This window comes from Ruegeria sp. YKSF57 (assembly GCF_059612585.1).
Window position 1 is genome coordinate 21,978 of the sequence record NZ_JBXWQW010000019.1, and the last position, 12,939, is coordinate 34,916.

9 protein-coding genes are annotated in these 12,939 nt (G+C 58.2%); 3 read left to right on the forward strand and 6 right to left on the reverse strand.

The features are described 5' to 3' along the window. Positions 1-17: 17 nt before the first annotated feature. From AC2FLX_RS09695 to AC2FLX_RS09705, 3 genes are read right to left on the reverse strand one after another with little or no spacing between them, the layout of a single operon-like run. Entirely contained in the window at positions 18-1,295 is a 1,278-nt protein-coding gene (locus AC2FLX_RS09695; RefSeq protein WP_496811353.1) for a TfuA-like protein, read from the reverse strand. Then, on the reverse strand, positions 1,283-2,518 hold the full coding sequence (locus AC2FLX_RS09700; protein WP_496811352.1) for a YcaO-like family protein: 1,236 nt from the start codon (positions 2,516-2,518) through the stop codon (positions 1,283-1,285). Before AC2FLX_RS09700 ends, AC2FLX_RS09695 begins: the two co-directional genes overlap by 13 nt. Positions 2,519-2,528: 10 nt before the next feature. Continuing rightward, a complete protein-coding gene (locus AC2FLX_RS09705) occupies positions 2,529-2,732 on the reverse strand; it encodes a hypothetical protein (protein ID WP_480748112.1) in 204 nt (67 codons plus the stop codon). Positions 2,733-2,889: 157 nt separating this feature from the next. Between AC2FLX_RS09705 and AC2FLX_RS09710 the strand changes: the two genes are divergently transcribed. Together AC2FLX_RS09710 and AC2FLX_RS09715 are read left to right on the forward strand one after the other, a co-directional pair. Beyond that, on the forward strand, positions 2,890-3,600 hold the full coding sequence (locus AC2FLX_RS09710; RefSeq protein ID WP_496811351.1) for an iron-containing redox enzyme family protein: 711 nt from the start codon (positions 2,890-2,892) through the stop codon (positions 3,598-3,600). 52 nt (positions 3,601-3,652) lie between these two features. Then, on the forward strand, positions 3,653-5,884 hold the full coding sequence (locus tag AC2FLX_RS09715; RefSeq protein ID WP_496811350.1) for a S41 family peptidase: 2,232 nt from the start codon (positions 3,653-3,655) through the stop codon (positions 5,882-5,884). A 33-nt stretch (positions 5,885-5,917) separates the two neighbouring features. Here AC2FLX_RS09715 and AC2FLX_RS09720 read toward each other — a convergent pair whose 3' ends face one another. Beyond that, entirely contained in the window at positions 5,918-6,679 is a 762-nt protein-coding gene (locus AC2FLX_RS09720) for a DeoR/GlpR family DNA-binding transcription regulator (RefSeq protein ID WP_496811349.1), read from the reverse strand. Positions 6,680-6,862: 183 nt separating this feature from the next. Between AC2FLX_RS09720 and glpD the strand changes: the two genes are divergently transcribed. Continuing rightward, positions 6,863-8,479, forward strand: a complete 1,617-nt coding sequence (gene glpD / locus AC2FLX_RS09725) for a glycerol-3-phosphate dehydrogenase (RefSeq protein WP_496811348.1) — start codon at positions 6,863-6,865, stop codon at positions 8,477-8,479. 45 nt (positions 8,480-8,524) lie between these two features. On the opposite strand, the gene AC2FLX_RS09730 is transcribed toward glpD, so the two are convergent. Beyond that, a complete protein-coding gene (locus AC2FLX_RS09730; protein ID WP_496811347.1) occupies positions 8,525-11,671 on the reverse strand; it encodes an efflux RND transporter permease subunit in 3,147 nt (1,048 codons plus the stop codon). 3 nt (positions 11,672-11,674) lie between these two features. Beyond that, positions 11,675-12,775 carry an efflux RND transporter periplasmic adaptor subunit gene (locus tag AC2FLX_RS09735; protein ID WP_496744908.1) on the reverse strand — a complete coding sequence of 367 codons (1,101 nt, stop codon included), beginning with the start codon at positions 12,773-12,775 and terminating at the stop codon, positions 11,675-11,677. Positions 12,776-12,939 lie beyond the last annotated feature (164 nt).

Below are 12,939 nucleotides of genomic sequence, written 5' to 3' on the forward strand. Positions count from 1 at the left end.
TGTGCTCAGCTTTTTGTTCAATCGCCGCTTGATTCATCGTCGGTTCCGTTCGTCTTGATTTTTCTTTCAACCGCGGCCTTGGCCTGTGCCCATTGCCTTGCCAAGTCCGATACCAAATCGCCAACCGTTGGGGATGCACGGGCCATCAGACAATTCCAATCCTCCGCCCTGTGTTCGGCGGCGATCCGGTATTGCAACAACCTGTGTTCCTCGTCACCCAGCGCACCATCCTCAACCGCTCTCAGAAATTCTGAGACCGCCTTGAAACGGAAACGCTCTGCGTCAATGTCGCCGGAACGGGACACCTGGTCAATCAGGAAACCGGAAAAAGCCATTGCTTGATCAATATGTTTGCATTTGACGTGACGCCAATCGAGTTGCTCAAGGTACTTGGTCCATTTGTCTGGCAGGATTGGGTCAATACTGTGCAATTCTTCAAGCGCATTCCGGTTTTTTCCAAGCCACCGGTTTGCGCGACCGGTCATCAGCAACCACAAAACGAATCCTGCGTCATGTTCGCCAACATCTGGTCCAAGCGCAGACCCCGGCAGGCTGGTTCGCAGATCGTCCAGATCCCTGAACGGAACGCGTGTCGCACGTGGGCGCGTAGCCCAACCGGGGTCCCGTTTCATCAGTCGCGCCACCAGCTTCAACGCGCTGCATGCATCCTCGCGCTTCGGATCTTGATCCCTGAGCCAGTCGGACATCCCGGTAGACGGTTCTTGGTTCTGGCTGGCGGCAAAAATGGCGCGCCACGTGCGTTCGGAATAGTGCAGGTTTTGTGCGGCTTGGCAAAGTGCGTTGGCCTCTTGCAGCGAAATGAGGTTCCGGCGAACGGCCCGGCGCAGGGCGACCCGCACGCCGGCCAGTGGCAAGGTCAGGGATGGATAAGGACGCTCGGGATTGAAGGACACGGCGACCTCGTCCTCACTGTCGATCAACCCGCGTCGGAACATGCGGAAAATCCGCCCCGTGCCGATGGCCCCCAAAGGGGCGCAATCCACCGCGCGCAGCGCTCCCATGCTTGCTGCACCAACGACAACTGCTCCGTCCCGCAAAACATCGGCAACTTCGCGCGGCGACACTGCGTCGTTTTGCGAAAACACGCCATCAAGGATGACCATAACAGAGTAGCGTAACATGCGGGCCAAGTGCAGATCACCGCGACGCACAGGCGGTCGCAGCTCGGCATTCGGCAGGATGCGCCGGACTTCCTCAGCGGGGATCGACGGGCCGACAAAGACCAGCGGAGGGGCCGCGGGGGTCGTGAAGTCAGGTGTATCTATACCAGCCATCTCAGATCCCGTCGCGAGACGCGGCTTTGGTCCACCAGAAAAACGCTCAGCCCCGGAACGCAGACCCGAACAACCGCCGCCTGCAAATCACTGCGGGTCAGGTCTGCAAACAAAGCTTGCGAAAACCCGGCAACCTGCAATGCGCCGAGAATGTGAGCCAGATCATCAACCAGATCGTGGCTTTCAAAATTGGGAACGCTGCTCCATGTGCTGAATTCCATAGCCTCAGGGTGAAACGGAAAGGGGCGTTTGCTTTGCGGCATTCTGTTGAAACTGTCTCGCGCGCCTTGAATGCGGGCCAGACGCGACTGAACGGCCTCGGTCAAGGCCCGGGACAGGGCCACACCGGCGTTCGGCGCACAGCCAAGGCCGGGAAACTTCTTTTTTTGCGGTCCCGAAGGCGTCGGATACGACCCATCGATAATGGTGGCGCGAAAAACGGGGATGCGGATGTCCTGAGTAATTTCCTCAAGCTCAACCGACAGCCCTTCTTCCTCGATTTCGCCGATCAGATTCCGACAGGTTTGCGGCAGGTCAGCCTCGGCGGCAATTCTCCGGCACGTCGGCGCCGTGTCTTCTGCTTCGCCATAGAGTTCAAAAAACAGCAGTTGACTGATTGCATCGCGCTCGACCAACTCGCACAGCCCGTGCACGACCGCTTCGAGGAGGGTGTTGCCCGAGGCGAGCCCGTTCGTGTCCGGCAGGTGCAAAAGGCCGTCAACCGGTGGGCAGACCATCATGTCCACAGGAACCAGGACATCGCGTGCCGTTTTCAGATCGGTTGCCGCGAGCCAGGTAATTTCACGATCTGGCTCAAATCGGGTGCCAGGTGGAAGAGTAAGAAGCCGAGGGTCCAACGCGTTGGAATTGCAATCCGACAGCTTGGAAAAGCTGGCCCGAATGGCTCCTTGGGGAATCGTTTCCGCAGTGACCCTTTCGCATGCTTCCATGATGGCGCTTGCTTTTGCCGCCGCCTTGCTGCGCCCTTTTCCCATATGCGTGGTCAAATCGCGGGCGAGAGGGGTGACAGCACAATAGACCGGTAACCCAAGGCGATCCAAAGGCGTCAGATCGGCCACCCTTGTTATCGGCAGCGCGGACCTGATCCTGTCACATTTCTCGAGTGTCTGTTCGGCGGTCAAGGTCCTTGGGAAATCAAGCGAGACCTTGACCGAGTTTTCGTGGCCAAAAAGGTGCCGTACGGTCTTGGCGATAGACGGCACTCAAGTAACCTTAAAGCGCGGCCATGCCGCCATCTTCATCACCGTCGGACGAAAACGGCATACCGGTGATCTTGTCCTTGAGTTTGATAATCGCGTCGATTTCTTCTTTCGAGAATTCCTCGTTCAAAATGCGCTTGTGGTCATCTGAAATGTGGCTTGCGTCCTGAACGGCTCCTGCGTTGACCAAGCGATCCAAATTCGAAGATTCGGCCATGACTTCATTCCCCCTCTGTAGGTTTCCGGCGGAATGCCGAAAATTATTAACAAACTCTATGCACGACAAATTATGCCGGCGTGTCAACGAATATTGTTGAATTTCTGCCCTTTCCAGCCGAAACTTAACCAAATGTTTAGAAATTTTGAGGCGAGCAATGAATGAGAATGCTTCTGTCGTAGGCAAACTTTCCAACAGCCAGATCGTTCGCACAAAGATGAAGCTGACCTGCTCTGCCGCGAATGAGGCATTCGCCAGATTCTGGGCGCGGCCGGACCTGCCAGAGCTAATTCCGGGTTTTCTTGTCACGCTTCAACAAATCATGCGTGCCACCGTCCCATTGATGGAGGCCGCGCGGGATCGTGCGGCGGAAATGGCCGAGCGTGACGCCTTGTGCCGCCATTTGCGCGACTATTTTGCCAAGCATGTAGGCGAAGAACGTGACCATGATTTATGGGCGCTCGACGATCTCGAAGCGGCGGGGTTTGCGCGGGCAGACGTTCTTGACGTTCTGCCGCTTGGCGATGTCGCCTCGATGATGGGTGCGCAATACTATTGGATCCACCATTATCATCCGGTCATGCTGTTGGGTTGCATCGCGCTTTTGGAATCCGCACCCCCCAGTGACCAGTTGATTGACAAGCTTGAACGCGAAAGCGGTTTGCCGAAAGAAGCCTTTCGAACCTATCATTTCCACGGCCGTGTCGATCCGCATCATCGCGACGACCTGGATGAAGCGCTGGATCAGATGCCGCTCAGCCGCCGCCATCTAGGTCTGATAGGCATCAGCGCGACGCATACTGCGAACACGCTTGCGTCGATCGCAGGCCGAATTTCTCCCTCCGACGCCCCTGATCGACGGATCTGAGACGGCATCGCGATTTCGGGGGATCGCGATCCGCAAAATACAGGAGATCACAGTGACCAAGCGCAGCAGTGCGCCGCTTCGAAACCCGATGGTTTTGCGCGGCAGTCCCTACGCCGACGACGCAACGGACCGCGTCGCACAAATCGAAGTTCCGGCGTTGGCGCAAGCTTTGAAAAGCGTTGGCAAAACCTACGCAGTGGGCGAAGCGTTGGCGATGCCGGAAACCGAGCCCCTTTCCACCCGTGATCGGCGCAAGATCATCGATCAGTCAATTCTTGTTCTCAGCGAACTCTATGTTCATCGGGAACTTAAGCGAACCAGGCATGCGGTCGATCCGGTGACGGCTCTGCGTCAGCTCAAACGACGCTGCGACAAGCTGGACGGTTACGAATTTCACCTTCATATCATGAAGATATTCAAGGGGTTGCGGGATATTCACACGGCCTATGTGATGCCTCCGCCCTTTTCAAACATGGTGGCGTTCCTGCCATTCCTGCTGGATGCTCACGTCATCGACAGCGACGCACCTGTGCATGGCAAGGTGTGTGAAGTCGAAGACCTCAGCGAAGACAGTTTCGACCCGGATGCCGAGCGTACGGTCATCGTTTCAGGGCTGCTCGCGGATTTCAAACATCCTTATTTCAAGCCCGGCGTCGAAATCCTGAGTTGGAACGGAATGCCGATCCACGAGGCGATCCGACGCATCGGCGAGGAAGAGCAGGGCTCGAACATCTATGCACAATTCGCTCTGGGTCTGCGTCTGATGACGGTCAGGTGGTTCGGTGGCTCGCTTCCGCCCAGCGAGTACTATGTCACGATCGCGTACCGCTACTGGGATGAAGAAGACAAAGAGGTCATTCGCGAAATTCGTTTTCCCTGGCGTGTCATTCTGGACAACGAAGACAAGGGCAGGGTGGCCTCGGTTCAGGCCATGTGGGAATTGAAGAAGAACTTTCAGAACAACTCCACGTCGGACCCCTCGATGGAACACCGCTCGATGTATGAATCTACCGTGCGGAATACCCTGTTCCAACGGCCCAGCGAGATCGACCGCAAGGAACGCATCATCAAGATGCCCGCTGAAATCGAAGGCCTGCCGCCCGGCGTGTTCGAAGTGCACAATATCAAGGTCGACCATGGGCCTGACGGGTTCAAGTTCGGCCTTGTCAGGATCGTGCACTTTGATTGCAGCCCAAAGAAATTCGTCGAAGGCTTTCTCAAGATTCTGTTCAGCATTCCACAGACCGGGCTATTGATTGACGTTCGATCAAATCCGGGCGGACAGGTGGTCGCCGCCGAACGGGTCCTGCAATTCCTGACACCACGTGTCATCACGCCGTTGCCTTTTCAGTTTCTGGCAACAACGCTGGTGGAACAGATCGTATGGTCCAGCAAAAGCAAGGCAAAACCTCTCCGGGATTGGCGCAACAGGGTGTCTCCGGCCGTGGACGTCGGCAATATGTTTTCGGGCCAGGAAACGCTGACAGACCCGCAATCTGCTAACGATATCGGGCAGGTCTATTACGGGCCGATTGCGCTGGTAACCAACGCGATTACCTACAGTTCGGGCGACATATTCGCGGCCAGTTTTCAGGATCACGAAATCGGCCCCGTCATCGGCGTCGACCCCAGCACAGGAGGGGGCGGGGCCAATATGTGGCCGCATCGCCATTGCGTCGATCTGGTTACCCCCGGCGAAACGCTCGACTACCTGCCGCCCAGAAAGGCGCCAGTCGAACCCAAACCACATTACGCGGTGCGACGCTGCACGAGGGTGGGCAAAAACCAGGGCCTTCCCATTGAAGAGGATGGCGTTCGTCGCGATCATTTCCACAACCTGACTCGCGACGACCTGCTGGGCGGTGACGTCGATCTGATCCGCCATGCCGCCAAGCTGTTGAGCGGGCTGCCAAAGCAGGATTTCGATGTGGGTTTGCGGGTGGATGGTCGGCCCATCGCGCTTGATTCAATCATTCTGGATGTACCGGTCGTTACCGACCAGGTTCAGGTGGAACTCGACGTGGATGTGGGAGAGCGCTACGGAGGGCTGCAGTTCATTCTGTCCGTGGATGGTCGGCCCATAGGGCTACAACTCCCAACGAGCAACCGGACCCGAATGAAGTTCAAGCTTGACACAAACAAAATGGCGGATGTTCGGCTGGATGCCCATGACTTCGACATCGTAAGCGGTCATAGCTCAGGGGTGGCTGCTTCCTTCCGGCGTCGGATCCTCTTTAGGCGGCTGTCGGATGATGTCGACGGTGCGGCGTTGCAAAGCGCCTGACCTGCCCGGGGCTGCCGCCCCGGTCTTGCCGTTCTACCCGCAAATCTCGACCTCAGTCTCCCAGTTCTGGCATTTCTCGGCCAGGGCGGGGGGCAAGGCCTGATCGGTGTAAAACCTGTCGATACGCTCCATCGAGGCGATGCGCGCAGGGGCGGAGCGTTGGAACTTGGAATGGTCCGCAACCAGAAAGCTCTTTCGCGCCTGCGTAAGGATGGTCTGGCTGACGTTGACCTCCTGAAAGTCGAAATCCAGCAGGTCCCCGTCCATATCCAGCGCCGAGCAGCCAATAACCGCATAGTCGAACTTGAATTGTTCGATCACGGCCACCGTCAGGTTGCCGATCAATCCTCCGTCCGCCCGGCGCAGAACTCCGCCAGCGACGACGATCTGACAGTCTGTATTGGCAACCAGAATATTGGCCACGTTCATATTGTTCGTAACCACCATCAGGTTCTTGTGGGCCAGCAGCGCCCGCGCGACCGCCTCGGTCGACGTGCCGATATTCAGAAAGATCGACGCGCCGTCCGGAATATCCCGTGCGCATCTTTCGGCAATTCTGATTTTCGCGTCCTCGTTCAAACCGCGCCGGTCTTCGTATCCGATATTTGACACGCCCGAGTGCAGAACCGCCCCGCCGTGCACGCGGTCAATCTTTCCGGCCTCCGACAACTCGCCAAGGTCGCGACGAATGGTCTGGACCGTAACCCCAAAGCGTTCCGCCAGATCCTCGACCGTAACCCGGCCTTCGGTCCGGGCAATTTCAAGAATATCCGATTGTCTGAACGAAAGGGACATGCTGGGATTCTCGGCTGTTTCCGAACGCACCGTTGAAGGCGGCTGGACTATTCTTGGTGTTTTTGCGTGAACGCATGCGAAAGTCAAGCAAACGAAAACGAAAGAAATCGAAAACAGATATTGACGAAACGAATAACTGGCGCATAGATGCGCGCAAAACCCAGAGCGTGGAGCCACTCCAAAATGCCCGGTCAAAAACCCGAGATTTGCGATCTTTTCATCATCGGTGGCGGTATCAACGGATGCGGCATTGCGCGCGACGCCGCTGGTCGGGGCCTATCGGTCGTGCTTGCGGAAATGAACGATCTGGCCTCCGCAACATCGTCAGCATCGACCAAGCTGTTTCATGGCGGTTTGCGCTATCTGGAGTATTTCGAAGTGCGCCTTGTGCGCGAGGCCCTGATCGAGCGCGAGACCTTGCTGTCGGCCATGCCTCATATCAGTTGGCCAATGCGCTTTGTCCTGCCGTACCATCCCGATATGCGCTTTGACGCGGAAACTCCGACTTCGCGCATTCTGAATACGGTCATGCCGTGGATGCGCGGCCGGCGGCCAGCCTGGCTGATCCGGCTGGGTCTTTTTCTTTACGATCATCTGGGCGGTCGCAAGGTACTGCCCGGCACACGGCGGCTGGATCTGCGGAATACCCCTGAAGGCCTGCCATTGCAGGACAAGTTCCGGCACGCCTTTGAATACTCTGATTGTTGGGTCGAAGATGCCCGCCTCGTCGTCCTGAACGCCCGCGACGCCGCGGCGCGTGGCGCGCAAATTCTTGTCCGAAACGAGGTGGTCGCGGCAAGGCGTGACGGCGATTTTTGGACAATCTCGGTCAGGGACAGCAATACGGGAGGCACACGATCATTTCAGGCACGTATGCTGGTCAACGCGGGCGGACCGTGGGTTGGCGATATCATTCAGAATCGCGTCCACACGCAATCGCGTGATGGCGTGCGTCTGGTGCGCGGCAGCCATATCGTGACCCACAGGCTTTACGACCACGACAAATGTTATTTCTTTCAGGGCGAAGACGGGCGCATTATCTTTGCGATCCCGTATGAGACTGACTTCACGCTGATCGGAACCACCGATCAAGACCATGCGGTCCTTTCGGAAAAACCCGTCTGCACCGAAGAAGAGCAGGACTACCTTTGCGCTTTTGCCTCGAAATACTTCAAAACGCCGCTGTCTCGTAAGGATGTCGTCTGGACCTATTCCGGTGTTCGCCCGCTGCATGACGACGGGGCCAACAGCGCTACGGCGGCGACCCGCGACTATACTCTCAAGGTGGATGACGACGGCGGCGCGCCCCTTCTGAACGTGTTCGGGGGCAAGATCACCACCTATCGACGTCTGGCAGAAAGCGCCCTGGAAAAGATCGGCCGCTACTTCCCTGACCTGCCCGGTCCCTGGACAGCCGGGATCGCCCTGCCGGGAGGGGATTTCGCCGTGGGCGGCTTCGATGACCTCGTCGCGCGCCTGTCCTCCGAGTTCAACTTTCTGGATGCATTCTGGGCACGCAGGTTGGTCAGGGCCTACGGCACCGAGGCATGGGACGTACTGGCAGGCGCAACATCGCGTGACGAACTGGGGCAGGACTTTGGTGCGACACTGACCGAACGCGAAGCCGTCTGGTTGATAGACCGCGAATTCGCGCGCAGGGCCGAAGATATCGTGTGGCGCCGCAACAAGCTGGGCCTGCGACTGAACGCGGAACAGATTGCCGTGTTGGACGCATGGATGCTGCAGCGGCGGGGCGTAACCGGAGCAGCGCCAGCCAACCACGTTCCTTCAGCCGGTTGAAGGCGAGCGGCGGCAAGGGTGCAACCCCTGCCGTCGCCTCAATGATCAGGCCGTCGGAGGCGTCGCCTCGTCTCCGGGATTGGTGTCTTTCGTGCCTTTGACCCATTCACGCAGGCCCTGCATCACCGCATAAAGCACCGGCACCAAAATCACACCGACGATTGTGGCGGCCAGCATCCCGCCGAAAACCGCAACGCCGATGGCCTTCTGACTGGCGGCTCCGGCGCCATTTGCGGCCAGCAACGGAACGACCCCCAGCAGGAACGACAGCGCCGTCATCATAACCGCGCGGAAACGCTGATGAGCGGCCTCTGCCGCGGCTTCACGGATCAACAGGCCCTTGGCCCGCTGCTCCATCGCGAACTCCACGATCAGAATGCCGTTTTTCGAGGCCAGCCCCACCAGCATGATCATCCCGATCTGCGTATAAAGATTGATGTCGCTGCCCACGATGGCGACCGCCGCCACCGCCCCGAACAATGCCACGATAACGGATAACAGGATTGAGACGGGCATCGTCCAGCTCTCGTATTGTCCCACCAGAAACAGATAGCCGAACAGTACCGCAAGCCCCAGAATGATCACCACCAGATTGCCAGACGCCAATTGCTGTTGCGCCGTTCCCGTCCATTCGAATGCATAGCCCGAGGGCAGGGCGGTCGCCGACTCCTCGGTCATGACCCGGATAGCGTCGCCCGAAGACAATCCCGGCGCCGGCACAGCGGTCACTGTTGCCGAACGGAACAGGTTGTGCCGTTTCAACAGGACAGGCCCCAGGACGTTTTCGACATCAACCAGCGTTCCCAGCGGAACCATCTCTCCTTTGGTCGACCGCACATAAAGGTTCGAGATATCCTCGACCTTGTCGCGATAGCTTCCTTCGGCCTGGATCATCACCCGATAGACGCGGCCATAAAGGTTGAAATCGTTGACATAATAGGAACCCAGCTGCGCCTGCATGGTCTGAAATATCTCGGCGACCGAGACCTGCAATGTCTTGGCCTTTTCCCGATCCAGATCGACGAAAAGCTGGGGCACGTTGGCTCGGAACGTGGTGTAGGATTGCGCGATTTCGGGCCGCTGGTTCACTGAATAAACGAACGACCCGACCGCCGAGGCCAGATCCTGCGCGCTGCCGCCGCCGGTCTGCTGCACCTCCATCTCGACCCCGGCAGACATGCCAAGGCCCTGGATCGGCGGCGGGTTGAAAGCCACGATCGAGGCAGCGGATTCCTGGTTCGCGATGCCCAGGATTTTCCGCAGGATCGCGTTGGCGCTCAGATCCTCCTCCTGCCGGTCGTTCCAGTTGTCGAGGTTCACGATGATCATCGCGCCATTGGCGGTGAGCCCGTTGAGCAACGAAAACCCGTTGACCAGAACAGTGTTGGCCACCCCGTCAAGCTGGCGGAACTGGTCGTTCACACGCGCAGTGACCGTTTCCGTCCGCTCCAGCGTCGCCGCGTCGGGCAGTTGGATATCGACAAACAGATAGCCGTTGTCCTCAAGCGGAATGAACCCTTTCGAGGTGTTCCCCATGATTGCACCCGCACCCAGCGCAATGGCGGCAATGATGCCCAGCGAAATCACGGGAATGCGCAGCAGGCGCCGAACGATGGCGGTATAGCCGCCCCGCATGCCGCCAATGAACCTTTCGAACACCGCCAGCAATCCCGTCGGCGGGCCCGAGCGCGCTTTCAGAACCAACCCGCAGAGGGCAGGGGACAGGGTCAAAGCGTTGATCGACGAAATCACAACAGCGGTCGAAATCGTCACGGCAAACTGCGAATAAAGCCGCCCCGATATGCCAGGCATGAACGTCACCGGAACGAATACCGCCAACAAAACCAGTGTGGTGGCGATCACCGGTCCGGTGATCTGGCCCATCGCCTTGCGGGTGGCCTCGGGCGGGCTCAGTCCTTCTTCGGCGATGATGCGCTCGACATTTTCGACCACGACGATGGCATCATCCACGACGATCCCGATGGCCAGAACCAGCGCAAAAAGCGAGATCGTGTTGAGCGACATGCCAAACGCCAGCAGAAACGCGAACGTTCCGATCAGTGAAACCGGGATGGCCACCGCCGGTATGATCGTTGCCCTGAATGAGCCGAGAAAGATGAAAACGACTGAAATCACCAGAATGAAGGTCAGGATCAGGGTTGACACAACGTCGTTCAGAGATTGCTCGACGAAATCCGTCGTCTTGAACGGAATCTCGTATTCCAGATCAGCCGGAAAGGCGCGGGACAGGCGTTCCAGTTCCGTCTCCACCCGTTCCGCGACGGCCAGGGCATTTGCACCGGGGGCCTGATAGATGCCCAGAACGGTCGCGGGAAGCCCCTGATAGTATCCCGACGCGCTGTAGAATTGTGCCCCCAGCTCAACGCGGGCGATGTCCCTGACGCGCACGATGGCGCCGGCTTCACCAGTTCTGACAACGATGTTGCCGAACTCTTCGGGGGTGCTCAGCCGCCCCTTCGACTTGATCGTGTATTGAAAGGTCTGCCCCTCCGGGACGGGGGGCGAGCCGATGGAACCGGCCGAGACTTCGATGTTCTGTTCCCGGATTGCGGCAATAAGGTCTCCGGGCGTGATCGAAAGCGCCGCCATCTTGTCCGGGTTCATCCACATGCGCATGGCGTATTCAAGATTGGTCAGAACATCGGCCTTGCCCACGCCCTGAATCCGCGCCAGCGCGTCCTTGAGGTTGATCGAGGCATAGTTTGACAGAAACACGCTGTCATAGGTTTCGTTGGGCGATGTCAGCGTGACCGCCATCAGCATGTTGGTCGAGGCCTTTTGCGTGACAACGCCCGACGATGTCACTTCGGCCGGCAACGAGGCGATGGCCTGTGCCACCCGGTTTTGCACGTTGACCGAGGCGATGTCGGGGTCGGTGCCAACTTCGAAAGTGACGTTCAGGGAATATGATCCGTTGTCCGCCGAGGTCGACGTCATATAGATCATGTCGTCCACCCCGTTGACCTGCGCCTCGATCGGCGCCGCAACGGCGTTTTCGACGGTTTCCGCGTTTGCGCCTGTATAGTTGGCGGATACACTCACGACCGGGGGGGTGATGTCGGGAAACTGCGCAACCGGCAGAACCATGTACCCGATGCCCCCCATGATCGTCAGCACCAGCGAAATGACAAGCGCCAGCTTGGGCCGGCTTATGAACAAGGCTGAGAACATCGCTTATTCCCCGCCCGACTCGGATGCCACCACGGCATCGACCGCAACGCCCGGGCGAACCCGCTGCAGGCCTTCGACAATCACGCTTTCGCCTTCGCGCAGGCCATCCAGAACGATGATCGCGCTGCCCACGGTGTCACCGGTGGTGATATAGCGCTGTTCGACCATCTGCTTGTCGTTGACCACCAGAACGAAATCGCCACGCTGGTCCCGTTGCAGGGCCGCCTGTGGAATGAGAGTGCGCAATGTAGGTTCCAGCGCCTGAATACGCACATTCAGGTAAGCGCCATCCACGATCAGGCGAGACGAATTTTCGAATTCCGCGCGAACCAGCACCGCGCCTGTCAGGGGATCGATCCTGTTGTCGATGAAAACGATCCGCCCGGTCTCATCCAGTTCGGACCCGTTTGGAAGATCGACATGGACTTCGGGGCTTTTGGGGTTTTCGCTCAACGTGCCACTGGATTCGTCGAACTTTTCAAGGACATCGACCAGTTGCTTTTCATTCAAAGAGAAGCTGACGTAAATCGGGGCTTCGCGGACCAAGGTGACCAATGGAGGGTTGTTTGGGCCCACGACATCACCCACGCTTGTTGTTACGCGGCCCAGTCGGCCGGGAAATGGGGCGCTGATCTTGGTATAACTCAGATCAAGTTCGGCTTGCTGGATCGCTGCCTTGGCCGCCTTGACGGCCGCCTCTGCGACCAGCTCGTTCGCTTTGGCGATGTCGACCTCGGATTCCGGAACAGCCTCGCGCTTCAACAACTCCGATTTCCGTGCCAGATCGACCCTTGCCAGTTCCAGATTGGCATCGGCCTTGTCCAGATCGGCCTTTCGCGACTGCAATGTCGCCTCGTAAAGATCCGGTTCGATTTCGAACAGCAACTCGCCTTTCTCGACCGCCGAACCGTCCTCCACCAACTGCTTTTGCAAAAAGCCGTTAACCCGGGCAACGATGTCGACCTTGTCGATGGCTTCGCCCCGGCCAATGAACTCCGCCTCATCGACGATCTCCTCGCTGTAAGCCGCCGCGATGGAAACTTTTGGTGCTTGTGCCTGTTCGTCCTGTTGCGACAGGGCCGACCCGGCTAGCGCACAAGTCATCAAGGCACCAATCCAAAGGCCTCGTGACGCAGGGCCGCCGTTGGTGAAAGAAAGTGGCGAAGCAAATGGCATTCCGGGGCCTCGTTGTCTGTTCGGTAAAAGTGATAGGATTGCCTGGCACGAGGCCAAGCCGAATAGAATCCATGTCAGGATGACGGCATTCT